This is a genomic window from Rhodococcus cercidiphylli (assembly GCF_033042225.1).
Classification (GTDB): Bacteria; Actinomycetota; Actinomycetes; order Mycobacteriales; family Mycobacteriaceae; genus Rhodococcoides.
This window is the reverse complement of the sequence record NZ_JAWLKE010000001.1, coordinates 750982-776096: the sequence shown is the minus strand read 5'-3', so window position 1 is coordinate 776096 and position 25115 is coordinate 750982. Positions and strand designations below refer to the sequence as shown.

Annotated in this window: 23 protein-coding genes; 6 read left to right on the top strand and 17 right to left on the bottom strand. The window is 65.8% G+C overall.

Annotation, left to right across the window (positions count from 1 at the left end; translation table 11 throughout):
• Positions 1 to 45: 45 nt before the first annotated feature.
• From cobG to cobJ, 3 genes are read left to right on the top strand one after another with little or no spacing between them, the layout of a single operon-like run.
• On the top strand, positions 46 to 1176 hold the full coding sequence (gene cobG, locus R3P95_RS03680) for a precorrin-3B synthase (RefSeq protein ID WP_317547298.1): 1131 nt from the start codon (positions 46 to 48) through the stop codon (positions 1174 to 1176).
• 54 nt (positions 1177 to 1230) lie between these two features.
• Complete coding sequence (locus tag R3P95_RS03675; RefSeq protein ID WP_317547297.1) at positions 1231 to 1857, top strand: precorrin-8X methylmutase; 627 nt, start codon at positions 1231 to 1233, stop codon at positions 1855 to 1857.
• Positions 1854 to 3347, top strand: a complete 1494-nt coding sequence (gene cobJ / locus R3P95_RS03670) for a precorrin-3B C(17)-methyltransferase (RefSeq protein ID WP_317547296.1) — start codon at positions 1854 to 1856, stop codon at positions 3345 to 3347. Before R3P95_RS03675 ends, cobJ begins: the two co-directional genes overlap by 4 nt.
• On the opposite strand, the gene R3P95_RS03665 is transcribed toward cobJ, so the two are convergent.
• From R3P95_RS03665 to R3P95_RS03655, 3 genes are read right to left on the bottom strand one after another with little or no spacing between them, the layout of a single operon-like run.
• Positions 3344 to 4093, bottom strand: coding sequence for a cobalt-precorrin-6A reductase (locus tag R3P95_RS03665; protein ID WP_149405772.1), 750 nt, complete (start codon positions 4091 to 4093; stop codon positions 3344 to 3346). The genes cobJ and R3P95_RS03665 overlap by 4 nt on opposite strands.
• A complete protein-coding gene (gene cbiE, locus R3P95_RS03660; RefSeq protein WP_317547335.1) occupies positions 4072 to 5295 on the bottom strand; it encodes a precorrin-6y C5,15-methyltransferase (decarboxylating) subunit CbiE in 1224 nt (407 codons plus the stop codon). Before cbiE ends, R3P95_RS03665 begins: the two co-directional genes overlap by 22 nt.
• Positions 5295 to 6053, bottom strand: coding sequence for an SDR family NAD(P)-dependent oxidoreductase (locus R3P95_RS03655; RefSeq protein ID WP_149405773.1), 759 nt, complete (start codon positions 6051 to 6053; stop codon positions 5295 to 5297). The genes cbiE and R3P95_RS03655 overlap by 1 nt, the downstream gene beginning before the upstream one ends.
• 45 nt (positions 6054 to 6098) lie before the next feature.
• On the opposite strand from R3P95_RS03655, the gene R3P95_RS03650 reads away from it, so the two are divergent.
• Complete coding sequence (locus R3P95_RS03650) at positions 6099 to 6512, top strand: TIGR03618 family F420-dependent PPOX class oxidoreductase (protein ID WP_317533137.1); 414 nt, start codon at positions 6099 to 6101, stop codon at positions 6510 to 6512.
• On the opposite strand, the gene R3P95_RS03645 is transcribed toward R3P95_RS03650, so the two are convergent.
• Positions 6509 to 7105, bottom strand: coding sequence for a nucleotidyltransferase family protein (locus R3P95_RS03645; RefSeq protein WP_317547295.1), 597 nt, complete (start codon positions 7103 to 7105; stop codon positions 6509 to 6511). The genes R3P95_RS03650 and R3P95_RS03645 overlap by 4 nt on opposite strands.
• Positions 7102 to 8244 carry a M24 family metallopeptidase gene (locus tag R3P95_RS03640; protein ID WP_317547294.1) on the bottom strand — a complete coding sequence of 381 codons (1143 nt, stop codon included), beginning with the start codon at positions 8242 to 8244 and terminating at the stop codon, positions 7102 to 7104. Before R3P95_RS03640 ends, R3P95_RS03645 begins: the two co-directional genes overlap by 4 nt.
• A 27-nt stretch (positions 8245 to 8271) precedes the next feature.
• On the opposite strand from R3P95_RS03640, the gene R3P95_RS03635 reads away from it, so the two are divergent.
• Positions 8272 to 9249 (top strand): 5'-3' exonuclease, encoded by a 978-nt coding sequence (locus R3P95_RS03635; protein WP_317547293.1) that lies wholly within the window; start codon positions 8272 to 8274, stop codon positions 9247 to 9249.
• 19 nt (positions 9250 to 9268) lie between these two features.
• Here the strand turns inward: R3P95_RS03635 and R3P95_RS03630 are convergent, their stop codons facing one another.
• The 7 genes from R3P95_RS03630 to pafA all read right to left on the bottom strand — a co-directional run bounded on the left by R3P95_RS03630 (position 9269) and on the right by pafA (position 17955).
• Complete coding sequence (locus R3P95_RS03630) at positions 9269 to 10210, bottom strand: DUF4333 domain-containing protein (RefSeq protein WP_317547292.1); 942 nt, start codon at positions 10208 to 10210, stop codon at positions 9269 to 9271.
• Positions 10211 to 10304: 94 nt separating this feature from the next.
• Positions 10305 to 13079 (bottom strand): DEAD/DEAH box helicase, encoded by a 2775-nt coding sequence (locus R3P95_RS03625; RefSeq protein ID WP_317547291.1) that lies wholly within the window; start codon positions 13077 to 13079, stop codon positions 10305 to 10307.
• 27 nt (positions 13080 to 13106) lie between these two features.
• On the bottom strand, positions 13107 to 14078 hold the full coding sequence (tatC, locus tag R3P95_RS03620) for a twin-arginine translocase subunit TatC (RefSeq protein WP_068050772.1): 972 nt from the start codon (positions 14076 to 14078) through the stop codon (positions 13107 to 13109).
• Between the two features lie 111 nt (positions 14079 to 14189).
• Positions 14190 to 14456, bottom strand: a complete 267-nt coding sequence (gene tatA / locus R3P95_RS03615; protein WP_068050773.1) for a Sec-independent protein translocase subunit TatA — start codon at positions 14454 to 14456, stop codon at positions 14190 to 14192.
• Positions 14457 to 14542: 86 nt separating this feature from the next.
• The gene (locus R3P95_RS03610; protein ID WP_269594109.1) at positions 14543 to 15538 is read right to left on the bottom strand and encodes a helix-turn-helix transcriptional regulator; all 996 of its coding nucleotides are present in this window, start codon (positions 15536 to 15538) and stop codon (positions 14543 to 14545) included.
• Positions 15535 to 16527: a helix-turn-helix transcriptional regulator gene (locus R3P95_RS03605; RefSeq protein WP_149405780.1), complete on the bottom strand. Its 993-nt coding sequence runs from the start codon at positions 16525 to 16527 to the stop codon at positions 15535 to 15537. Before R3P95_RS03605 ends, R3P95_RS03610 begins: the two co-directional genes overlap by 4 nt.
• A 69-nt stretch (positions 16528 to 16596) precedes the next feature.
• Entirely contained in the window at positions 16597 to 17955 is a 1359-nt protein-coding gene (pafA, locus tag R3P95_RS03600; protein ID WP_170944814.1) for a Pup--protein ligase, read from the bottom strand.
• A gap of 98 nt (positions 17956 to 18053) precedes the next feature.
• Here pafA and R3P95_RS03595 point away from each other — a divergent pair, with 98 nt between their 5' ends.
• On the top strand, positions 18054 to 19466 hold the full coding sequence (locus R3P95_RS03595; protein ID WP_317547289.1) for a bifunctional phosphatase PAP2/diacylglycerol kinase family protein: 1413 nt from the start codon (positions 18054 to 18056) through the stop codon (positions 19464 to 19466).
• Positions 19467 to 19556: 90 nt separating this feature from the next.
• Here the strand turns inward: R3P95_RS03595 and prcA are convergent, their stop codons facing one another.
• The 5 genes from prcA to arc all read right to left on the bottom strand — a co-directional run bounded on the left by prcA (position 19557) and on the right by arc (position 24999).
• Positions 19557 to 20330, bottom strand: coding sequence for a proteasome subunit alpha (gene prcA, locus R3P95_RS03590; RefSeq protein ID WP_068050778.1), 774 nt, complete (start codon positions 20328 to 20330; stop codon positions 19557 to 19559).
• The gene (gene prcB / locus R3P95_RS03585; protein ID WP_317547287.1) at positions 20327 to 21268 is read right to left on the bottom strand and encodes a proteasome subunit beta; all 942 of its coding nucleotides are present in this window, start codon (positions 21266 to 21268) and stop codon (positions 20327 to 20329) included. Before prcB ends, prcA begins: the two co-directional genes overlap by 4 nt.
• The gene (locus R3P95_RS03580; protein ID WP_008716348.1) at positions 21265 to 21459 is read right to left on the bottom strand and encodes a ubiquitin-like protein Pup; all 195 of its coding nucleotides are present in this window, start codon (positions 21457 to 21459) and stop codon (positions 21265 to 21267) included. The genes prcB and R3P95_RS03580 overlap by 4 nt, the downstream gene beginning before the upstream one ends.
• A gap of 194 nt (positions 21460 to 21653) precedes the next feature.
• Complete coding sequence (gene dop / locus R3P95_RS03575; protein WP_317547285.1) at positions 21654 to 23153, bottom strand: depupylase/deamidase Dop; 1500 nt, start codon at positions 23151 to 23153, stop codon at positions 21654 to 21656.
• Between the two features lie 82 nt (positions 23154 to 23235).
• Positions 23236 to 24999 (bottom strand): proteasome ATPase, encoded by a 1764-nt coding sequence (arc, locus tag R3P95_RS03570; protein WP_068050781.1) that lies wholly within the window; start codon positions 24997 to 24999, stop codon positions 23236 to 23238.
• Between the last annotated feature and the right edge of the window lie 116 nt (positions 25000 to 25115).

Below are 25115 nucleotides of genomic sequence, written 5' to 3'. Positions count from 1 at the left end.
CGAGCGGGGAATCGGGCCACCCGTTGCGCTTGTAGCCTGGTGACCATGAGTTCGCCAGAGAGGTCGGTGCCCGACGGCTGCCCAGGGGCGCTGACGACCCATCTGGCGGCGGACGGGCCGCTGGCACGAATCCGGCTGCCGGGGGGCGTCGTGTTGCCGGGGCAGATGCAGGTGTTGGCGCAGGCCGCTGCCGCGCTGGGCGACGGCACGTTGGAGTTGACCTCGCGGGGCAATATGCAGGTGCGGGCGGTGTCGGACCCGGACGACTTGGCGCGCAGGTTGGCCGACGCCGGGCTGCTTCCGTCCTCGACGCACGAGCGTGTACGCAATATCCTCGCCTCTCCCCTCTCGGGCCGGGCGGGAGGTCTCACCGACGTGCGCGCGCTGGTCGGTGCGCTGGACGAGGGCCTGTGTGCACGACCCGATCTGGCACACCTGCCGGGTAGGACGCTGTTCGCGCTCGACGACGGTCGGGGCGACCTGTGCGGACTCGAACCGGATTTCGGCGCCTACGCCCAATCCGACGGGTCGTACGCACTGCTGTTGGCAGGCCGGGACAGTGGCGTGCGCGTGGACCGCGACAGTGTCGTGTCGATGCTGCTGAACTGCGCGGGCGCCTTCGTGGAACTTCGGCAGTCCCAGTGGCGGGTAGCCGAAATGGACGACGGCCCGGCCCGGATCCTCGACCGACTCGGTCTCGCGGCCGGCCCTGTCCTGCCGATGCCCGCACCCGTGGAGGTGCCACCGATCGGTTGGCTCGATCAGGACGACGGCCTGGTGGCGCTGGCGGCGGGACTGGCCAACGGTGTTCTCGGGGCGCGGCTCGCGGAGTTCCTCGCGGCGATCGACCGCCCGCTGATCATGACCCCGTGGCGATCGCTGATCGTGTGTGATCTGGACGAGGAACCGGCCGAACAGGTCGTCCGCGTGCTCGCCCCGATGGGACTGATCTTCGACGCGGCATCGCCGTGGATTCGAGTGAGCGCATGCACCGGATCGCCGGGGTGCGAGAAGTCGTTGGCCGACGTACGAGCCGACCTCTCCGCCGCGGTCGATGCCCGGATGACCCCGCGCGACGAACGGCAACACTGGTCCGGGTGCGAGCGGCGCTGTGGGCGACCCAAGGGCGAGGTCACCGACGTCATCGCCACGGGAATCGGCTACCGGGTCTCCTGAGCACAACGATACCGGCTTCCGACTGAGGGGTCCCTCTCCCCTATCGTGACACGCATGCACGACTACGTCCGCGACGGCGCGGAGATCTACCGACAATCGTTCGCGACCATCCGAGCCGAAGCAGATCTGTCTCGATTCGCACCGGACGTCGCACAGGTCGTCGTGCGCATGATTCACGCGGTCGGAGAGATCGATCTGACCGAGACCATCGGCTACACCCCAGCAGTCGTGACCTCCGCTCGCGCGGCACTGAACTCGGGCGCGCCGATTCTGTGCGACGCCAACATGGTCGCCGCCGGCATCACTCGTCGCCGTCTTCCGGCCGACAACCAGGTGCTGTGCACCCTGTCCGATCCTCGGGTACCGGATTTGGCTCGAAGTATGAACACCACGAGAACCGCTGCCGCACTGGAGTTGTGGGGCGACAAGCTCGGCGGTGCCGTCGTCGCCATCGGAAACGCTCCGACCGCTCTGTTCCACCTGATGGAGATGCTGGAGGCAGGGGCACCGAAACCCGCAGCGATCGTCGGCGGCCCGGTCGGATTCATCGGGGCGGCGGAGTCGAAGGAAGATCTGATCGCCGCGGGCCTCGGCGTCGAGTACCTGGTGGTCCGCGGTAGGCGTGGTGGCAGCCCCATCACCGTCGCCGCCGTCAATGCCATTGCGAGCGAACAAGAATGACCGGCACCGGAAAGCTGTGGGGAGTCGGAGTCGGTCCCGGCGATCCGGAGTTGTTGACCGTCAAGGCCGCTCGCGTGATCGCCGAGGCCGATGTGGTTGCCTTCCACAGTGCACAGCACGGTCGTAGCATCTCCCGCGGGCTGGCAGCCGGGTACATGCGGGACGGGCAGCTCGAGGAACATCTGGTCTACCCGGTGACCACCGAGACCACGGCGCACCCCGGTGGATATCAGGGTGCGATCGACGAGTTCTACGAGTCCGCCGCGTCGCGGTTGGCGGCTCATCTGGACGCGGGACGCTCCGTAGTGCTTCTCGCCGAGGGTGATCCGCTGTTCTACAGCTCTTACATGCACATGCACAAGCGGTTGGCCGACCGCTTCGAGGTCGAGATCGTGCCGGGCGTGACCTCGGTCAGTGCCGCCTCGGCTGCGCTGGCCACCCCGCTCGTGGAGCGCGACGAGGTGTTCACCGTGTTGCCCGGCACGCTGCCGGCAGACGAGCTCACTCGGCGACTGCGCGGCACCGACGCGGCCGTCATCATGAAACTGGGCCGGACCTACCCGACGGTGCTCGAGGCCCTGGAACGTTCCGGTCGGCTGGGTGAAGCGCGCTACGTGGAACGGGCCAGCACACCCGAGCAGCGGGTGCTCGACGCCGTCGACGCAGACAACGTTCCATACTTCTCGATGATCGTCGTACCGAGTCCCTCGAATCGAACCGAAACACCTACTTGCGCCGGTGAAGTGGTGGTCGTCGGCCTCGGACCCGGGGACGATGCATGGACGACGGACGAAGTGCGCGCCGAACTCGCCGCCGCCACCGATCTGGTCGGCTATGTCACCTACATCGATCGGGTACCGCAGCGCCCCGGTCAGATCCGGCACGCGAGCGACAACAAGGTCGAGTCGGAACGTGCGGCGTTCGCTCTCGATCTCGCCAAACAGGGTCGCCGCGTCGCCGTGATCTCCTCGGGTGATCCCGGTGTGTTCGCGATGGCAACCGCGGTCATCGAGGTCGCGGCCGAGGAGCAGTGGAGCTCGGTCCCGGTGCGGGTGGTGCCCGGGATGACGGCAGCCAACGCCGTCGCCAGTCGGGTGGGCGCACCGCTCGGACACGACTACGCCGTCATCTCTCTGTCCGACCGCCTCAAGCCCTGGAACGTCGTGGCAGCGCGGCTCTCGGCGGTCGCCGGAGCCGATATGGCGATCGCGATCTACAACCCCGCGTCGAAGTCACGGACCTGGCAGGTTGCGGCAACGAAAGAGATTCTGCTCGAGCATCGTTCGCCACAGACACCCGTGGTCATCGGACGCGCGGTGGGCAGCCCGCAGGAATCCGTTCGCACCGTGGCGCTGGGCGAACTCGACCCCGAGTCGATCGACATGCGATGCCTGCTCATCATCGGATCGTCGATGACGACGGTGGTCGAGACGGGAAGCGGGCCGAAGGTGTTCACCTCCAGGCGTTATCCGTCGGCAGGCAGTTCTTAGCGATCCGTCAACCGGTCCACGGCGGCTGCGACGTCGAACACCGTCGGTGTCGAGCCGGTTCGCGTGGGACGGTCGACCATGAGAACCGGAATCGATGCCGCTCGGGCGGCATCGAGCTTGGCTCGCGTCATGTCGCCGCCGCTGTTCTTGGTGATCAGCAGGTCTATTCGGTTCTCTGCCAGCATCATCGACTCGTGGTCGACGTCGAAGGGGCCACGGCTCAGTTGCAGTGTCATGTGCGGCGGCACCGCACCGGTCGGAGGGTCGATCGCCCGGACCAGAAACCACGAGTGATCGACACTCGAGAAATGGTGAACACCCTGCCTGCCTGTCGTGAGGAACACCCGGCTGCCGGGGGTGATCGCCGACGCCGCGTCGGGCAGTGAGGCAACCGAGGTCCATCGATCACCCTCGCCCGCGGTCCACGGTGGCCGCGTCAGCACCAGGAGCGCGACCGACGTTGCCCGAGTGGCCTGCTCGGCGTGTGCGGCGATGGTGGAGGCGAACGGGTGCGTCGCGTCCACCACCACGTCGATTGCGTTGTCTCGCAGCCACACTGCAAGGGCATCCGGACCTCCGAATCCGCCGATGCGAGTCTCGCCGACGGGCAATTTCGGCTCGGCGACCCGGCCGGCCAGTGAGGTGACGGTCTCGATCCCCTGCACCGTGTCCAGAGCGGCCGCGAGTGCCCTCGACTCCGTCGTACCACCGAGAATCAGGACCTTCACCGTTTGGTCGCACTCCATTGTGTGACCGGCAGCTGCGGTCTCCACGTCGTGAACGTGCCGAGCGGTTCGCCGCGATAGATCTGGAACCTGCGGAGCTCGCCGCCGTACTTCGCCGCGGCGGTCAGCAACAACGAATCCGATTCGGCCGTCACCGAATTCGCGACCACTCGCCCACCGTTCCGCACCGCGTCCCAGCAGGCCTCGAGCATGTCGGTACCGGTCAACCCGCCACCGATGAACACTGCATCGGGTACGGCGTCCGAGACCGCCGCGAAACTTTCCGGGGCGCCGCCGTGGACGACGAGGCCCGGAACTCCCAGAAGCCGTGCATTGGTCTCGATCTGCTCACGGCGCGCATGCGAACTCTCGAACGTCACTGCACGACAGGATTCGTCGGTCCGCATCCATTCGATGGCAATGGTTCCCGATCCGCCCCCGATGTCCCACAACAGCTCTCCTGGCACCGGTGCCAACGCGCTGAGCGTCAGTGCTCGAACCTCCCGCTTGGTCATCTGACCGTCTCCGGTGTACGCGGAATCGGCCAGGCCGGGAATGCGGGTGTGGCGGGCAGCGTCGGGATCCCGGACGCACAGCAGAGCAACGACATTGAGTGGATCGACGCCTTCGAACGTCGACTCTCCGGCGATCCCGCGGGCGACCCGCTCGGCCGGTCCGCCGAGCTGCTCGAGGACCGTCATCTCGCTCGCCCCGAAACCGTTGGCGGACAACATCACCGCGATCTCACCAGGAGTGCTGCTGCCCCGGCTCAACACCAGTATCCGACGACCGTCGGCCAACTCGGGCAACACCGTCTCGGCCGGGCTGTTCACCAGCGACACCGTCGTGGTGTGGTGGAGCGCCCAGCCCAAGCGAGCGCATGCCAACGACACCGAAGACGGGGCCGGGTACACCCGCAAGCGATCGGCACCGAACTCCCGCGCCAACGTCACTCCGATGCCGTGGAACATCGGATCCCCGCTGGCCAGCACGCACACGCGAGAACCCGTGCAGGCGTCGATCATCGGCCGCAGATTCGGCACCAACGGACTGGGCCATGTCCTGGTCTCGCTGCAGTGCTCCTGTACTCCAGCGACCTGGCGCGCGGAGCCGAACACCACATCTGCTTGCTCGACGGCCCTGCGCGACGCGAGAGGCAGTCCGTCCCAGCCGTCCGCACCGATTCCCACGACCACGATCGGAGTGGGCACGGGTGCCACCATCAGCGCGGCATCCTGCGCCAGAGCCACTGCGGCAGTAGACGCATGGCGAAGAACACCGGTCGCAGCGTGCCGGGGATCCACACGGTGGCCCGACGCGTGCGTAGCGCAGCGACGACGCCGTCGGCCACCTGATCCGGCGTACTCGACATGGGTGCCGGGGTCATCCCCTCGGTCATCGAACCGATGACGAATCCGGGACGAACGAGCAGGAGGTGCACTCCGCTACCGTGCAGTGCGTCGCTCAGTCCGCTGGCGAAGCCGTCGAGACCGGCCTTCGCGGATCCGTACACGTAGTTGGCGCGTCGCACTCGAACCCCCGCGACCGACGAGAACACGACCAGGTCGCCACTCCCCTGTGCTCGGAGGATCTTCGATGCGTGCGTCAGCACCGAAACCTGAGCCAGGAAGTCGGTGGTGATGACGTCGAGAGCGTGCTGCGCGTCGTCCTCGGCGCGTGCTTGATCCCCGAGGATCCCGAACGCCAGCACCACGATCCCGATCGGGCCGTATCGCTCGGCCACCCGGCTCAGAAGCTCGGCGTGAGTGTCCATCTCGTTCGCGTCGAACTCGACGGTGTGAACGGCGTCCGCGCCTGCCTGCTCCACTCGTCGTTGCTGAGCATCGAGGTCGGTACTGCGCCGAGCTGCCAGTACGACGGTTCGCCCCGAGGCGAGTCGGGTGGCGACCTCGAGTCCGATCTCGCTGCGCCCGCCCAACAGCAACAGCGTTCCGGCCGCGGGTTCTGCTCGTCTGCTCACGACGACCAGTCTTGCCGATGAAATCGCATTCACTACAGTCGGGGCATGGCCGCCATCCCCGCAGACGCGACTGCCCTCGCCGACGACGCATTCGAGTTCCTTGCCGAGCGGCACCTCGCCACTCTGACGACACTGCGACCCGACGGAACCCCGCACGTCGTCGCCGTCGGCTTCACCTACGACGCCGAGGCCCGGTGTGCTCGGGTCATCACCAACGATGTGTCGCAGAAGGCGATCAACGCCGGTCGCGGTGCCTACGCCGCTGTCACTCAGATCGACGGTGCCCGCTGGCTGACGTTGGAAGGGCCCGCGTCGGTCCGAGACGACCGTGAATCGGTCGTCGATGCGGAGAACCGCTATGCGCAGCGCTACCGCGTACCCAGAGAGAACCCCACCCGAGTCGTCATCGAGATACAGGTGCAGCGTGTATTGGGTAGCCGTTCTCTGCTGAACCGCTAGCGCGTCGTCGGCTCCGTCGGCCACGGCAGAACCGTCAGGTTCGGCCACTCCGTCGTCCACCGGGCAGCCTTGGCCTCGTACACGTGTCGCATCGGCAGCCGCGGGTTCGGCCGCACGATTCCCCCGAAGAGATCGTCGAATCCGCGCGGTGCGTACACGACATCGGTTCCGCCCTGGTCGGTGGTGATGCCGAAGCAGCACGTGGTGGACACGAAATGATCGATCGCATCCTCGGTACTTCGGTAGGGCGCGATCGGAGTGCCGAAATGCTGTTCGTACCACAGGTGTACGCGCGCCTCGTTGCGCACTTCGACGTCCACCCCGAGGTCGTCGAACACCGAGGCCGCGCGCTCGATCACCTCGTTCTCCGCGTCGTAGGACAGGTCGGAGTCGTCGAAGTAGAAGAAGTCGTAGTCCCGGATGCCGGCACCAAGGTCCCGGCCGTCCAGGTGGTTCCAGACCGTCTGGAAGAGGCCACCTGCCGTCAGATACCACCCGGGAAGCCCGAGTTGCGGCGCGCGCCCCAGTATTTCGGCGACGGCCGGATTGGACCTGACGACCGAGACGAACTCGTCCTCGCCCGGACGCGTCACACCGGCAGGACAGCCAGAGCGTGAGGCCTGAGGTTGACCGACTCGCACCCGTCTGCGGTGACCACGACGATGTCCTCGATGCGTGCACCCCACTGCCCGCGGAAATAGATTCCCGGCTCGATGCTGAACGCCATCCCCTCGGTCAGCGTGATGTCGTTTCCCGCAACGATGTACGGCTCCTCGTGCACCGACAGGCCGATCCCGTGACCGGTGCGGTGCAGGAACGCCTCGCCGAGACCGGCGTCGACCAGGACGTCGCGAGCCGCCGCGTCGATGGACTGCGCCGTGACACCGGGCACCACCGCGTCGACAGCCGCCTGCTGCGCCCGCTCGAGTACCGCGTACTGCTCGGCGATCTCCGCCGACGGTTCGCCGAGACTGTAGGTACGGGTCGAGTCGGAGTTGTATCCCGGTGCGACGGGTCCGCCGATGTCGATCACCACGATGTCTCCTGCCTCGACGACTCGATCGGATACCTCGTGGTGTGGATCGGCACCGTGCGGCCCGGAGCCGACGATGATGAATTCCGGTGCAGTGTGGCCTTCTTCGACGATCGCGGCAGCGATGTCCGCGGCGATCTGCGCTTCCGTTCGGCCCACCCGAAGCCATTCGCCCATCCGGGCGTGCACGCGGTCGATGGCATATCCGGCTCGCCGCAACGCGTCGATCTCGGCCGCATCCTTGACCATTCGGAGTTCGCGAAGCACGTCGGTGGCCAGAACCGGGACCGTGCCGAAGACACCCGCAAGCGGCACGAAATGCAGGGCGGGCATGGCGTCGGCAACGGCTGTTCTCGTTCCGCCGGGAACTGCCGCTGCCACCAGTGCGTACGGATCCACACCGTCGACCCAGTCGACGAGAGCCAGAGACAGTTCCTGCGCTGCGGAATCGCCCAGTGCGGCGAGCTCGAGCCGCGGAACGACGACCGTGGGGGTGCTGCCGTCCGCTGGAACGACCAGCGCGATGAGCCGCTCGAACGAGCTGGCCTTCGATCCGAGCAGGTACTGCAGATCCGGCCCCGGGGTGATCAGCAGGGCATCCAGGCCTGCATCCGACGTCAGGCGAGCCGCGCGGGCGAGCCTGGATGCGTAGACATCGCTGGAGAAACGTGAGGAACTGACCGAAGAATCGACACTCATACCTCCAGGCTAGTGCCGTACGGCAAGATGAGCCCCATGACCGCCCCCGGAAAGTCGCCGCTGCTGCTCCTCGACGGCGCGAGCCTGTGGTTCAGGGCCTACTACGCACTGCCCGAGTCGATTACGGCCCCCGACGGTCGACCCGTCAATGCCGTTCGCGGCTTCCTCGACATGATCTCGGCGTTGATCACGCGCACCGAACCCGGCCGACTGGCGGTCTGCCTCGATCTCGACTGGCGGCCACAGTTTCGCGTCGACCTCGTGCCGTCCTACAAGGCGCATCGTGTTGCCGAGGCCGCGCCGGAGGTCGCCGAGAGCGAAGAGGTGCCGGAGACACTGACACCACAGGTGGACATGATCATGGATGTGCTCGCCGCGTTGGGGATCGCGACCGCAGGCGCAGACGGTCTGGAAGCCGACGACGTACTGGGAACCCTGGCCGCGCGCGAGCGTCAGGACCCCGTGGTCGTGGTCAGCGGAGACAGAGACCTGCTTCAAGTTGCCGCCGACGAGCCGAACGAGGTGCGCGTTCTGTACGTGGGACGCGGCCTGGCGAAAGCCGAACTGTTCGATCCCGCAATGGTTTCCGAGCGTTACGGGGTGCCGCTCCATCGTGCGGGTGCGGCGTACGCGGAACTCGCCTTGCTGCGCGGCGATGCCTCGGACGGTCTGCCCGGAGTGAAGGGCATCGGGGAGAAGACAGCGTCGACGCTGATGCTGCAGTACGAATCCGTGGAAGCGTTGCGCGCTGCTGCACTCGACCCGTCGTCGGACATGGCCAAGGGCATCCGGGCGAAGCTGGCCAATGCGAGCGACTACCTGGACGCGGCGCTACCGGTTGTCCGAGTCGTCACCGACGCCGATGTCGTCCTGTCGAAGTCCGACGAGATTCCCGCCGAGCCCGCCGACGTCGATGCGCTGAACTCGCTCGCCGAGACTCTCGGCATCGAGAACGCCGTGGCCCGCCTCGTCGCTGCGATGGCGGCCACGGCGTCGACGACCTGATCGTGTGACCTGAGCGGGTCTACTCGGGCAGGGAGACTTCGTAGTTGGCGTCGTCGTCGAGGAAGGTCAGAGTCACGGTCTTGAACGCACCGTCGACGGTCAGGGTGCACTCGACACTGGTCTGGGCCACGACCTCGATGTCCTGGGGACAGGACACACCGGAGACGTCGGACGCACCGTAGGACTCGGTGACGACCGTGCGAACACCCTCCTCGGCCGCCGCAGTATCGAGGGTGGTCGTTCGACCGAAAGCGAAGAACGACACCACAGCGATCACGGCGAGCACTGCGACCACGGCACCCGCGATGATCAGGGGCTTCTTCGATCGAGCCCCGGCCTGCCCTGGCCCCTGCTGATTCGGATACTGCTGGTTCGGATACTGCTGGTTGGGATACTGCTGGTTGGGATACTGCTGGTTGGGACTCCACGGCTGCTGTGGTTGCTGGCCGGACGGACCCGGCCCGTATTGCCCACCACCGAATTGCGGTGGTGCGTATGGATTCTGGTACGCCGCATCGCCCGATGCAGGCGCGCCGTACTGCTGACCGGCGGGGTAGTGCGCGGTGGGGTTCTGTCCCTGGGGGTAGCCGCCCTGTGCATTCGGGGCCGGGGGGTACTGCCCCTGCGGATAGCCGGCAGGTGGGTACTGACCTTGGGGGTACTGGCCCTGAGGATACTGACCTTGGGGGTACTGACCCTGCGGATATTGACCATGAGCGTATTGCCCCTGCGGGTACTGGCCGCCGGGTTGTTGCGGGTTCTGCCCGTAGCTCTGACCGGGTTCGCCGTACGGCGTGGCCTGCGGCTGTCCGTACTGACCCCACGCCGACGGCGTCGGAGTCTGTGACTCGGCGGAAGGAGCAGGCTGCGTGTCCGGTGTGTCGTTCGCGGCGCCGTCCTGCTGATCGGGCGTGCGCGACCAGCTGTTGTCCGGATCGGTCGGACCGTATGGGCCGCTCATCTCGCCTCCACTGAAAATTCGGATTCGTCGGGGGTACAGTAACCCGCCCGTACGACTATCCGCTGTACCGACCCGGCAGTCCGATTCGGTGCTGTCATGCGGCATCTACGGCGACCACGCCGCGGCGCAAGGCCGCGATCGCGCGCGCCGCAGTTCGCGACAGTTCCGGCTCCGGGGCCGCGAGCCGAACCTGGTCCAACAGGTCGATCACCTGCCGACACCAGCGCACGAAGTCTCCACCCGAGAGTGCTTTGCCGTTGTCACCCGCGGTGACGAGCGCATCGACCAACGAATGGTTCGACGCCCACTTGTAGATCGCCTTCACGAAGCCCATGTCGGGTTCTCTCGTCGGCGGCAGCTTGTGTCGCACCTCGTCGGACCGCAGCTCGTGCCACACCCGGACGGTCTCGGTCAGCGCGTGCCGAATCGGACCCGTCGGTCCGTGCGGGGTGATGTCACCCTCCGATCTGGACTCGTAGACCACCGCCGAGACCACCGCCGCCAACTCTGCCGGAGAAAGCCCCTGCCACAGGCCGCCGCGCAAGCATTCGGCAACCAGCAGATCGGACTCGGAATAGATTCGGCTCAGCCTGGCACCGTCCTCGGTGACCTTCGGATCCTTGCCTGCCGTCACGTAACCGCGGTCGGCGAGCAAAGCCAGGATGCGGTCGAACGTTCGGGCGAGCGAGTTCGTCGTGGCCGACACCTTCTGGCGCATCGTTTCGGTCTCTCGCGCCAACCGGTTGTAGCGTTCACCGGTGCGACCGAGCTCGTCGCGGTCGGGACGAGCGTGCACCGGATGCGAGCGGATTGCTCGCCGAAGGGTGGCGAGCTCCTTGTCGTCCGCTGCCGTCGACTTGCGTCGGATACGGTCCGACGGCTGCGATATTCCGCGGGTGACCAGGGCGGCCGCGAGATCGCGTCGGGTCTTCGCGGTGCGGTGGTCGACGAATCGCGGCAGTCGCATCGTTCCCAGAGACGTTGCGGGCGATGGGAAGTCCGCTGCCGAGAGCCGGCCGGCCCACTTGTCCTCGGTCAGCACCAGCGGACGCGGATCAGCCCGGTCGTCATCGGGCTCGAGAACCACGGCAAGGCCGCTGCGGCGACCGGTCGGCACCGAGATCACGTCGCCGCGGCGCAGGGCACGCAGCGAATCGACGGCCTTGTCCCGCCGATCGGACCTGCTCTGGCGTTCGAGGGTCTTCTCCCGATCCTTCAGTCGCTCGCGCAGCCGCGCATACTCGAAGTACTCGCCCTCGGGGCCACCGAGGCGTGCACCGAGTGCCTCCAACGTCTGCATGTTCTTCTCGATACCGCGAACCATCCCGACGACGGAGCGGTCCGCCTGGAACTGTGCGAAGGATCGTTCGAGCAGCAGACGCGAATCGGCCGCACCGAACTGTTCGATGAGGTTGATCGACATGTTGTATGCCGGCGCGAACGAACTGCGCAGCGGGAACGTACGCGTCGACGCCAGCCCCGCGACCTCGGTCGGCTCCGTGCCGGGCTGCCACAGCACGACGGCATGCCCTTCGACGTCGATGCCGCGGCGTCCGGCCCGGCCGGTCAGCTGGGTGTACTCCCCCGGTGTCAATTCGGCGTGTGTCTCACCGTTGAACTTGACCAACTTCTCCAACACGACGGTTCGGGCCGGCATGTTGATCCCGAGAGCCAAGGTCTCCGTGGCGAACACCGCTCGGACCAGACCCTTGACGAACAACTCCTCGACGGTGTGCCGGAAGACCGGCAACATCCCGGCGTGGTGGGCGGCGAATCCCCGTTCCAGTGCGTCGCGCCACTCCCAGAAGCCCAGGACTTCGAGGTCCTCGCGCGGCAGCTCCGAGGTGTGTTTCTCGACGATGTACCGGATCTCCTCGGCCTGCTCGGGCGTGGTCAACACCAGCCGCGAACGCATGCACTGGGTCAGCGCGCCGTCGCACCCGGCACGGCTGAAGATGAATGTGATGGCCGGGAGCAGACCCTCTTCGTCGAGCTTGGCGATCACATCGGGTCTGGCCAGTGGTCTGTTGTTGGCACCGCTGCCCTGACCGCCACCGCGACCTCCGCCACCCGAACGTCCGCCGCGGCCCCTGCTGTGTGGCGCGTGCCAGCGGTCCATCGAGTCGAGGGACTGGCGTTGTTTGACGTGTCGGACGAGTTCTCGGTCGACGACGATCTTCTGACTGCCGTCGGCCGACTGGGCTCGCGTGTCGAACAGATCGAACAGTCGGCGACCGACCATGATGTGCTGCGAAAGGGGCACCGGACGGTTCTCGTCCACCACGACCGCGGTGTCACCGCGAACCGTGCTCATCCAGGCACCGAACTCCTCGGCGTTGCTCACCGTTGCCGACAGGCTGACCAGTCGAACGTCGTCGGACAGGTGCAGAATGACTTCTTCCCACACCGCCCCGCGGAAACGGTCGGCGAGATAGTGCACCTCGTCCATGACGACGTGCGACAGTCCTCGCAATGCATCCGAGGATGCATACAGCATGTTGCGCAGCACTTCGGTCGTCATGATGACGATGGGCGCGTCGGGGTTGATCGACGAATCTCCGGTCAGCAGCCCGACCGTGTCGCGCCCGTACCGTGCGGTCAGCTCCGCGAACTTCTGGTTACTCAGCGCCTTGATCGGGGTGGTGTAGAAGCACTTACGTCCCGCGGCGAGCGCCAGGTGCACCGCGAACTCGCCGATGACCGTCTTGCCCGCACCGGTGGGGGCACAGACCAGTACCCCGTGACCGTTCTCCAGGGCTGTGCAGGCATCCACCTGGAACCGGTCGAGGGGAAAGCCGAGCTCGGCGGAGAATCGTTGCAGCTGGGTGGGTCGGGGGCTCGTCCCCGTATCGAGAACCGTCTCGGTCATGCTTTCGACCCTACGGGCCGGTCGATGTCAGATCGTGTCGTCGTACTGCGCCTGTACTCGGGTCGCGGTACCGAGACCGCTGGACGGCGGTGTCGGAGCGACAGCATCCGGTGATTCGATCGAACTTGCGCCGTCGATGCGCGTTGCTTCGTCATCTGACACATCACCCCATTCGTCTCTTCTCTTGCGCAACTTACGCTTGTCGTGAATTCGCGCAATCTGCACTGCCATCTCGAAGAGCACCGTCAACGCCAAGGCCAAGGCCAGCATGGAGAACGGGTCCTGGCCAGGAGTTGCGATGGCCGCGAAGACGAACAATCCGAAGATGAGACCTCGACGCCACGCCTTGAGTCGCTCGTAGGTGAGTACGCCGACGAAATTCAAGGCAACGACCAGCAACGGAATCTCGAAGCTGACGCCGAAGATGATGAGGAGGTTGATCAGGAATCCGAAGTACTGATCACCGCTCAGAGCGGTGATCTGCACGTTGTCGCCGATGGAGAGCAGGAAGTGCAGGCCTTTGGCGACCACGAAGTAGGCCAGGACGGCTCCGGCGACGAACAGCGCAGCCGCTCCGGAGACGAACGAGACTGCATGTCTCCGTTCGTTGGCGTACAGGCCCGGGGTGATGAAAGCCCAGATCTGATACAGCCAGATGGGGCAGGCCAGTACGACACCGGCGGTGAACGCGACCTTGAATCGCAGTAGGAACTGATCGAACGGTCCGGTCGCGAGCAGACGACACTGATCGTCGTTGCTCAGATTCGCGCGCAGACTCGGGTCGAGCGTGCAGTAGGGACCCCGTAGGAGGTCGCCGAGGCTCTCGACGCCGAAGATGGTGTGCGAGTACCAGAAGAACCCGAAGGCAGTCGTCACTGCGACTGCTACCAGCGACCACAGGAGCCGGGTTCGCAGCTCGTACAGATGATCGACCAACGACATGGTGCCGTCGGGATTGATTCGGCGCTTGCTTCGCCGCGGATCGAACGGAATGCGCATGGTGTTCTACGGTCAGCCTTCGTCGGTCGGACGACAGCGAGAAGCCGTCACCGACAGCAGTGAACCTTCGGTGCCGAACTGGCACCGAAGGTGTGCTGAGCGGCCGTGCGCTCAGGCAGACTTCGCGTCGTGCTGGGTCTCGGTGTTCGGCTGCGCGACCGGGGCGGGAGAGGGCAGCTGAGCGGGAGCGACGGGCTGCTGAGCGGGAGCGGTGTCGGTGTCGGACTTGCCGTCGTTCTGCATCTCCTTCACCTCGCTCTTGAAGATGCGCAACGACCGGCCGAGTCCGCGAGCAGCCTCGGGCAGCTTCTTGGAACCGAACAGAATGATGACGACCACCGCAACGATGGCCCAGTGCCAGGGACTGGTGAATCCCATGTGAACCTCCTACAGATCAGATGAATCGAGCGTACCCGACCACGGGTGCCGACTTCGGCAGCGGCGGGTCCGGGTTTGCCCGGTGTTCATGTGGCGACGGGACCGTCCGCGCTGGTGGCGTCGAACTCTGCGTACGCGTCCAGGGCCGAACGTGCTCGGTCGCGGACGGAGTTCACCAAGGATTCAGGTGCCAGTACCGTGACTCCGCCGCCGAAGCCCAACGTCAACCGTGTCATCCACTGCAGCGTGGCGAATCGCATCGTGACCACGATCGACCCGTCCGCATCCGCCGCGACCTGTGTCATCGGGTAGTAGTCCAGGATCCAGGTGAATGCAGGTGAGACCTTCAGCCGCGCCTGCGACAGCGAGGGATCGTCGTTGAAGATCTCGAAGGCGTCCTCGTCCTGCACCGATTCCGGCGGCGCGGCCGGTTCGTCGAGTTCGGTGGCCGAGTCGATGCGGTCGAACCGGAAAAGCCGAACACCCTCGGCGCTTCGGCACCACGCCTGGACATAGCTGTTGTCGTCGACGACCACCGTCCTGATCGGGTCCACGGTCCGCTCGGTCAGGACGTCCCGCGACGCGGAGTAATAGGTCAGTTCCAGAGCGTGCCGGTGCCGCAATGCGGATCGGACGGTGGCAGGGACCGGCCCCTCCTCCGTATCCGTGCCGTCGTGATCGGACGAGAGTGGCACGTTGGCCGCCGCCGATCCTGCCGCGGTCTCGATCTTCGCGATCGCGCGCTGAGCGGCGGACGGGTCGACCATCCCTGGCATCGACGTCAGAGATCGAAGCGCAACCAACAGGGCCGTCGCCTCGGTCGACGTCAGGCGCAGCGGTCGATCGATGCCGGCCGAGAACGTCACGTCGATGCTCTCCTCGGAGAACGACAGATCGATGAGATCACCCGGGCCGTAGCCGGGCAGACCGCACATCCAGAGCTGATTGAGATCGGCCATCAGCGTCGCCGTCGACACCCCCAGCTCCCGGGCGGCCTCCTCAGCGCTCAACCCGGGATTGGCCATGAAGAACGGCACCATGTTGAGCAACCTGGCCAGCCGAACCGACAGTCGCGCGCTCATCGCTCGTTCTCCACATCGGCCGCTGTCCGCAGTGTCGAGATCACGTCGGCGCGCAGTTCGGCGGGTTCGAGTACCACCGCATCCGCGCCGTGACCTGCTATCAACCGCGAGATCCAGTCCCAGGACCGCACGGGAACCTCCACGACGGTGCCGCTGCGGGCACCGAGACTCTGCACACCCACCGCCGTTCCCATCCTGCGTAATTCCAGCGCCTTGCCGTCGTGCAGCCATACCCGGGCCGTGCCCGCCACCGAGGACGTGCCCGCCACTCGGCGGACGATGTCCTGCAGGTCGATGCCATCGGGCTTGCGCACGCTCTGCGCGGTGCCGAACGGTTTGACGTCGTCGCCGATTCGGGAGAGGCGGAACGTGCGGGTGTCGTTGCGATCCACGTCGTGTCCCACCAGATACCAGCGGCCGCGAAATGTCACGACACCCCACGGCTGGACGGTTCTGGTGGTGAACGGCTCGGTCAGCGAGGGTCGGTGTTGGAAACGTACCGATCTACCGTCGTCGATCGCGGCCAGCAAGGCACCCAGCGCAGGTTCCGAGCCCCTGGTGCGTGCGGGAACCGCGGTCACCGCCGCAGCGGACTCGTTCTGGTCGACCTGGATTCCCGCCGCTCGAAGTTTGAGCAGCGCGCTCTGCGCCGCGGAGGTGAGCTCCGGTGATTCCCACAGTTTGACGGCGACCGCGACGGCGGCCGATTCCGCGCTGGTGAGGTCGATGTCGGGCAGTTCGTATGCGTCGCGGTTGATGCGATAGCCCTCGACGCCCCCGAACCTGGTGGCAGTGCCGGTCTCCAACGGGACTCCGAGATCGCGCAGTTCGTTCTTGTCCCGCTCGAACATCCGGCTGAACGCCTCGTGGCTGGTGGAGTCGTCGTATCCGGCAACGCTCTCGCGGATCCACTCCGCGGTCAGGAACTGACGTGTCGACAACAGACAGATGACCAGGTTCATCAGGCGTTCGACTTTGGTGGTGGCCACGACAGTCGAGCCTAGTTGCTCATCGGAGGACCGAGCGGTAGCGACCCGAGCTACCGGAGGTCCACCTGGCTACATCGACGCGATCAACCGCTCGACCCGCTCGTCGACCGAGCGGAACGGGTCCTTGCAGAGCACGGTTCGCTGAGCCTGATCGTTAAGTTTGAGGTGCACCCAGTCGACCGTGAAGTCGCGACCTGCCTCCTGGGCGGCCGTGATGAATTCTCCGCGCAGCTTGGCTCGGGTGGTCTGAGGCGGTAGATCGACGGCCTCGTCGATCTGTTCGTCCTCGGTGACTCTCTTCGCAAGACCCTTGCGCTGCAACAGGTCGAAGACCCCCCGGCCACGCTTGATGTCGTGGTACGCCAGGTCCAACTGTGCGATCTTGGGATCGGACAGCTCCATCGAGTACCGGTCCTGGTAACGCTGAAACAGCTTGCGCTTGATGACCCAGTCGATCTCGGTGTCGACCTTCGCGAAATCCTGTGTCTCGATTGCGTCGAGCGTGCGTCCCCACAGATCGACGACCTGCTCCACCTGAGTGTTCGGCTCGCGCGTCTTGAGATGCTCGACGGCTCGCGCGTAGTACTCGCGCTGAATGTCGAGGGCGCTGGCCTGTCGTCCCCCGGCGAGTCGAACGGGACGGCGTCCGGTGAGATCGTGGCTGACCTCTCGGATGGCGCGAATCGGATTGTCCAGTGCGAAGTCTCGGAAGGACACGCCCGCCTCGATCATCTCGAGAACGAGGGCTGCCGTTCCGACCTTGAGCATCGTCGAGGTCTCGGCCATGTTCGAGTCGCCCACGATGACGTGCAGCCGGCGGTACTTCTCGGCGTCGGCGTGCGGCTCGTCGCGAGTGTTGATGATCGGCCGCGAACGGGTGGTGGCCGAGGAGACGCCCTCCCAGATGTGCTCGGCGCGCTGCGACAGGCAGAACGTCGCCGCCTTCGGCGTCTGCAGTACCTTGCCTGCGCCGCAGATCAACTGACGCGTGACCAGGAACGGCAGCAGAACGTCCGAGATTCGGGAGAACTCCCCCGCCCGCTGAACCAGGAAATTCTCGTGGCAGCCGTAGGAGTTGCCGGCCGAGTCGGTGTTGTTCTTGAACAGGTAGATATCGCCGCCGATGCCCTCCTCTGCCAGGCGCTGCTCGGCATCGATCAGCAGATCTTCCAGTACCCGTTCGCCGGCGCGGTCGTGGGTGACCAACTGCAGCAGACTGTCGCACTCGGCGGTGGCGTACTCGGGGTGCGAGCCCACATCGAGGTACAGGCGGGCACCGTTGCGAAGGAACACATTCGAGCTGCGACCCCACGAGACGACTCGACGGAACAGATAGCGAGCCACTTCGTCCGGACTCAGGCGTCGATGTCCGTGGAAAGTACATGTGACACCGAACTCTGTCTCGATGCCCATAATTCGTCGCTGCACACTTCGACACTACAACGCAACCCTGGAAACGATGTGTCGGAGCGCCCCGATGTCGTCCGTCGGTGAGGATGCTGTCGCACGTGCTTAGGCTGGGCGTCATGACTTCCACGCGCACCTCGATCTCGACGGCCGTTCACGCGTGGGATCTGTCCCTGGTGGCACGAAGTGCTGCTCTGCGGCAGAGCCGAGCGGACGGCGGCCTGCGCGCGCTGAGCAACGCCGCCGATCACGGTCGTCTGTGGCTCGGCGCGGCTGCGCTTCTCGTCGCTGCAGGTGGCCCGGCCCGACGCGGGGGCGTTCGGGGTCTCGTCGCTCTGGCGGGTGCGAGCTCGGTCGCGAACGGCCTGCTCAAACCGTTGTTTCCGCGAACTCGTCCGGACTCCGAGTCGGTTCCCGTCCTGCGTCAGGTGCTGGCTCCACCGGTGTCGTCGTCGTTCCCGTCCGGTCATTCGGCGTCCGCGGCTGCGTTCGTCACGGCGGTGGCGATCGAATCCCCGGTAGCGGGTGTGCTGCTGGCGCCCGTTGCGGCTGCGGTGTGTTACTCGCGGGTCCACGTCGGGGTGCACTGGCCGACAGACGTCATCGCCGGTGCCGCTCTCGGCTCGGCCATCGCGTTGTCCACCCGTCGCTGGTGGGCCGTGCGGTCGGGCAAGCCCGCCGATCTGGGCTCGCCGGTCGACGTCGAGCCGCTGCCGGGCGGCCGGGGGCTGCTGGTGCTCGTCAATCCGGGTTCGGGCGACGACTCGGAAGCCGTGCCCGACTCGATCCGTCGAGCACTTCCCGAGGCAGATCTGTTCGTACCTGATCCCGACCGGGACTTCAACGAGCAACTCGAGCAGCGAATTCGGAGCACCTCCCCGCGTGCGCTCGGTGTCTGCGGCGGCGACGGAACTGTGGTCAGTGTCGCCGCGTCGGCGGTACGCAACGGGTTGCCGCTCGCAGCATTTCCGGGCGGCACCCTCAACCACTTCGCTCGCGACACCGGGCTGACCGTCGTGGAGGACACCGCTGCGGCCGTGGAAGCGGGCACCGCCGAACTGGTCGACATCGCCGAGGTGTCCGTCGACGGCCGCAGCGTGTCGTTCGTCAACACCGCTACCTTCGGTGGTTACCCCGACTCTGTGCGGCTGCGTCAGAAGTTGCAGCGCCGAATCGGCAAATGGCCGGCCGCCGCCATTGCGATGACGAGGGTGCTGGCGGCTGCGGAACCACTGAACATCGGGCTCGACGGCACCAGGCATTCGGTCTGGATGTTGTTCGTGGGCAACGGCAACTACGTACCGGCAGATCAAGTTCCCATGTCTCGCAGCAGTATTCACACCGGAACCCTCGATGTCAGGTTTCTACCGTCGGAGCCGAAGGCATCGAGAACCAGACTGCTGTGGGCAACGTTGACCGGCACCCTCGGCTCGTCACCCGCCTACGTCCGTCGAGCGGTGAAGAAACTGACCGTCGAGGTGGAGGGCGCCCCGGTTGCGGGGGGGGCCGTGGGGGTTGTGGGGGGCGAGTGATGGTGTTTCGTGTCCCCCAGTCACATTCCGGGCCTCGCGCTCTATGGGACGCGATAGAGCGCGAGACCGTGGGAAAATCGGGGCCACCGATCAGGAGGGCGGTGCCGCTTCGGTATCGGTCACTGCCTCGGCCGCCGCAGACGGCGTCGGCAACATGTCCTCGAGCGCAGCTCCGGCTATGCGTCGGAACGCTCGCCTCGGCCGACCCTGGTCCAGCACCGCAACCTCGAGCGCCGACACCTCGAGAACCTTCTTCTCCGGCTCACCGCCCGCCGCAGGCGGCGTCGCCGGACCTGCCGTGAGTGCGTCGACGGCGACACGGACCGCGTCGGCCAGATCGAGTCCGGACCGGTACGTGTCCTTGAGCGCAGCCACGATCGGCTCGGTCGTTCCGCCCATGACGACGAAATCCTGCTCGTCGACGATGGATCCGTCGTAGGTGATGCGGTAGAGCTGGGTCGCGATCGGCTCGTCCTGATGCGAGACCTCCGCGACACAGATCTCGACCTCGTACGGCTTGAGCTGCTCGGTGAAGATCGTGCCGAGTGCCTGGGCGTACGTCTTGGCGAGCGAACGACCGGTCACGTCACGCCGATCGTAGGTGTATCCCTTGATGTCGGCGTGCTGAATTCCGGCCTTGCGCAGGTTCTCGAACTCGTTGTACTTGCCAACGGCCGCGAAGCCGATCCGGTCGTACAGTTCGCTCACCTTGTGCAACGCGGTCGAACGGTTCTCGGCCACGAAGAGCACCCCGTCCGCGTACGTCAGCACGATGACGCTGCGGCCGCGGCCGATTCCCTTGCGCGCCAACTCCGAACGATCGCGCATGATCTGTTCGGCAGATGCGTAGTACGGCATCGTCATGGTGCGCTACCCCCTTCGCTCACTTGCTGACCGGCCCGGGTGTGATGCTCGGCACCGCCGGAATGTGCGGCGCTCTCGGTCCGCTCCGCGAGGACGGACCGAGCCGCAGCCGAAATCCTGTCGTGCGCAACATCGTCCGCACCGACGCTGGTGATGGCGACAGCCGTCGGGTAGATCCCGCGGGTGACGTCAGGACCACCGGTGGCCGAGTCGTCGTCGGCGGCGTCGTACAGCGATTCCACCGCTGCGCGAATCGCCTCCTCCTCGGTCATTCCGGGGCGATAGAGCTTCTTGAGCGCGGACTTGGCGAACAGCGAGCCCGATCCCACCGCGTGGTAGCCCGAACGCTCCTCGTATCGCCCGCCGACCACGTCGTAGGACACGATTCGTCCGGCACGATCCGGATCCGAGATGTCGATGTCGAACCCGACCAACAGCGGGACCGCGGCGAGCCCTTGCATCGCGGCACCGAGATTGCTTCGGACCATCGACGACAGCTTGTTGGCCTTGCCGTTGAACGTGAGCGGCACGCCCTCGATCTTCTCGTAGTGCTCGAGTTCGACGGCGAAGAGCCGCACCAGTTCGATCGCTATGCCGGCAGTTCCGGCGATACCCGCTGCGGAGTAATCGTCGGTGACGTAGACCTTCTGCATGTCGCGATTGGCGATCAGATTGCCCTGCGTGGCTCGCCGGTCACCCGCGATCAGAACGCCGCCCGCGTAGGTCAGCGCGACGATCGTCGTCCCGTGCGGGGCGATACCGGACTTGTCCGACCCGCCGTTCGCGGTGTGGGACGCCAGGTCCGCTGCGATAGCGCTCTCGGGCAACAGATGGGGGGCGTGCTGACGAAGATAATCGGAGAACGACGAGCTGCTCGACCCGAACGGAATCGCCGTTCCGTCGCCGGCCGACCGTGGGTCCGAACGATCCACCGTCACTGGCCGCCCTTCTGAACGTAGGCGCGCACGAAGTCCTCGGCGTTTTCCTCGAGCACGTCGTCGATCTCGTCGAGAAGGTCGTCGGTCTCCTCGGCCAGCTTCTCGCGTCGTTCCTGACCACCGGCTCCGGTGTCGCCTGGAACCTCATCGTCGTCGCCGCCGCCAGAGCGCCGTGTCTGCTCCTGTGCCATAGTCGCCGACCTCCTCCGTATATCGAGAAAACAGATCTACTGCACTCTCACCGGTCGATCCGAGGTGCACCGTCGTGGATGTGCAAGTGCAACCGAACGTTCCGCCGAAAGTGCACGGACCTTTACCCTACCGACAGACCGACTCCGTCGGTCGGCAAGACACCGCGAATAGTCGGTACCGGTCTTCGGGCGCGTCAGTTGGTGAGCTGATCGACGAGTTCGGCGGCACTGTCGACCGACTCGAGCAGCGCACCGACGTGCGATTTCGTGCCTCGAAGCGGCTCGAGGGTCGGGATGCGGACAAGGGAGTCGCCGCCGAGATCGAAGATGACCGAGTCCCAGCTCGCGGCGGCGATGTCGGCACCGAACTTGCGCAGGCACTCACCGCGGAAGTACGCCCTCGTATCATTCGGCGGCGTGCCGACGGCATCGAGCACCTGCTGCTCGGTGACCAGTCGATCCATCGACCCACGAGCAACCAGCCGGTTGTACAGGCCTTTGTCCAGGCGAACATCGGAATACTGCAGGTCCACCAGATGCAGCCGAGGAGCCGACCACCCGAGCCCCTCCCGCTGGCGGAACCCTTCGAGCAGGCGCAATTTCGCGGGCCAGTCCAACAGATGGGCGCACTCCATCGGATCCCGTTCGAGAAGGTCGAGGACCATCGCCCACTTGTCGAGCACATCCAGAGCGCGCGCGTCGTCGCTGCCCTCGGCGGCCACGAACTTCGCTGCACGCTGGTGGTAGATCCGCTGCAGCGCAAGCCCGGTCAGCTCGCGGCCGTCGGCGAGCGCGACGGCCTTGCGCAGCGTCGGATCGTGGCTGATCTGATGGACTGCGGTCACCGGCCTGGCCAGCTGCAGATCGGACAGATCGACCCCTGCTTCGATGAGGTCGAGCACGAGTGCGGTGGTGCCGACCTTGAGGTAGGTCGACATCTCGGCGAGATTGGCGTCGCCGATGATGCAATGCAGGCGGCGGTACTTGTCCGCGTCCGCGTGTGGTTCGTCGCGCGTGTTGATGATGCCGCGCTTCAGGGTGGTCTCGAGGCCCACCTCCACTTCGATGTAATCCGCCCGCTGCGAGAGTTGGAAGCCCGCTTCGTCACCGGACTGGCCGATTCCGACGCGTCCCGATCCGGTGATGACCTGCCTGGAGGCGAAGAACGGAGACAGACCGGCGATGACCGCCGAGAACGGCGTCTCGCGCGACATCAGGTAGTTCTCATGGGTGCCGTACGACGCGCCCTTACCGTCGACGTTGTTCTTGTAGAGCTGCAGGCGCGGGGCACCGGGCACACTCGAGGCGTGGCGAGCGGCGGCCTCCATGACGCGCTCGCCTGCCTTGTCCCAGATCACTGCGTCCAACGGATCGCGTACCTCCGGGGCGGAGTACTCGGGGTGCGCGTGGTCGACGTACAGGCGGGCACCGTTGGTGAGAATCATGTTGGCCGCGCCGATCTCGTCGGCGTCGATCACCGGTGCCGGACCACTGAAGCGCCCGAGGTCGAATCCGCGGGCATCACGCAGCGGCGACTCGACCTCGTAGTCCCAGCGTGTGCGCTTGGCCCGGGGTACCCCGGCAGCTGCCGCGTAGGCGAGCACTGCCTGGGTCGATGTCAGGATCGGGTTGGCGGTGGGTTCGGTGGGCGAAGATATGCCGTACTCGACCTCGATACCGATGATGCGCTGCATATGTCGAGCCTAGACGTCGGCTACAGACCGCATTCGGGGCGCGCCCTGTGCGGACGCGCCCCGAAAGTGGTGTTCGACGAAGCTACAGGTACTGACCGGTGTTGGCCTCGGTGTCGATCGCCCGGCTCGCGCTGGCGTTCTTGCCGGTGACCAGCGTGCGGATGTAGACGATCCGCTCGCCCTTCTTGCCGGAGATTCGAGCCCAGTCGTCCGGGTTCGTGGTGTTCGGTAGGTCCTCGTTCTCGGCGAACTCGTCGACGATGGAGTCGAACAGGTGTTGAATGCGCAGCCCGCCGTTACCGGTCTCGAGTACCGACTTGATGGCGTACTTCTTGGCGCGGTCGACGATGTTCTGGATCATGGCACCGGAATTGAAGTCCTTGAAGTACAGAACTTCCTTGTCTCCGTTGGCGTACGTCACCTCGAGGAAGCGGTTGTCGTCGCTTTCGGCGTACATACGCTCGACAACGCGGTCGATCATCCCTCGGATGCAGGCAGCGCGGTCTCCGCCGAACTCTGCGACATCGTCGGCGTTGACCGGCAGCGAGTCGGTCAGGTACTTGGAGAAGATGTCCTGTGCCGATTCGGCGTCCGGCCGCTCGATCTTGATCTTCACGTCCAGGCGACCGGGCCGCAGGATCGCGGGGTCGATCATGTCCTCACGGTTGGAGGCACCGATCACGATGACGTTCTCCAAGCCCTCCACGCCGTCGATCTCGGCGAGCAGCTGCGGGACCACCGTCGTCTCGACGTCGGACGAGACGCCCGAACCACGGGTGCGGAAGATCGAGTCCATCTCGTCGAAGAACACGATGACCGGGGTGCCCTCGGACGCCTTCTCCCGTGCACGCTGGAAGATCATGCGGATGTGGCGCTCGGTCTCGCCGACGAACTTGTTGAGCAGCTCGGGGCCCTTGATGTTGAGGAAGAACGACTTCGCTTCCTTGGCGTCCTGGCCGCGGGCCTCGGCGATCTTCTTGGCCAACGAGTTGGCAACCGCCTTGGCGATCAACGTCTTTCCGCAGCCGGGAGGGCCGTAGAGCAGCACGCCCTTGGGCGGACGCAGGGAGTACTCGCGAAACAGATCCTTGTGCAGGAACGGGAGTTCGACGGCGTCGCGAATCTGCTCGATCTGCCGACCGAGACCACCGATGTCCTCGTATCCGACGTCGGGCACCTCTTCGAGGACCAGGTCCTCGACCTCGGCCTTGGGGACACGCTCGAAGGCGTAGCCGGCCTTGGTGTCGACGAGCAGGGAGTCGCCGGGACGGAGTTTGCGGGACGGTTCGTCCGGGTCGATGGGGCCCTCGTCGTTGACCATGTCGATCAACGGCTTGGCCAGCCACACCACTCGCTCCTCGTCGGCGTGACCGACGACGAGTGCTCGGGATCCGTCGCCCAGAAGCTCACGCAGAGTGCTGATTTCGCCGACCTGGTCGAAGGTGCAGGCCTCGACGATGGTGAGCGCTTCGTTCAGGCGCACCGTCTGTCCCGGTGCCAGTGAGTCCGCCTCGATGTTGGGTGAACACGTCAGCCTCATCTTGCGTCCGGAGGTGAACACGTCCACCGTGCCGTCGTCGAAGACGCTCAGCAGAACGCCGTAGCCGCTCGGCGGTTGGCCGAGGCGGTCCACTTCCTCGCGAAGTGCGATGAGTTGTTGCCTGGCCTCTTTCAGGGTGTCCATCAACTTCGCGTTGCGCAGCGACAGAGAATCGACGCGTCCTTCGAGTTCGCGTACCTGTTCGGGGGACTCCCCCAGTTGACGGCGCAGTGAAGCAGCTTCGGCTCGCACGGCGTCCAGTTCGGCTCTGGCCGCGGCCACATCCGGATTGTCTGTTGAGCTCATGAGCGACTCCTCCCAGTGACGATCTATCAACGCTACCGGCACCGGCCCGAATGTGCGGACCGACACCACGATCGGGACGGAGAAGCAGTGTGTCTCGACCGCACCCGAGCGTCGGT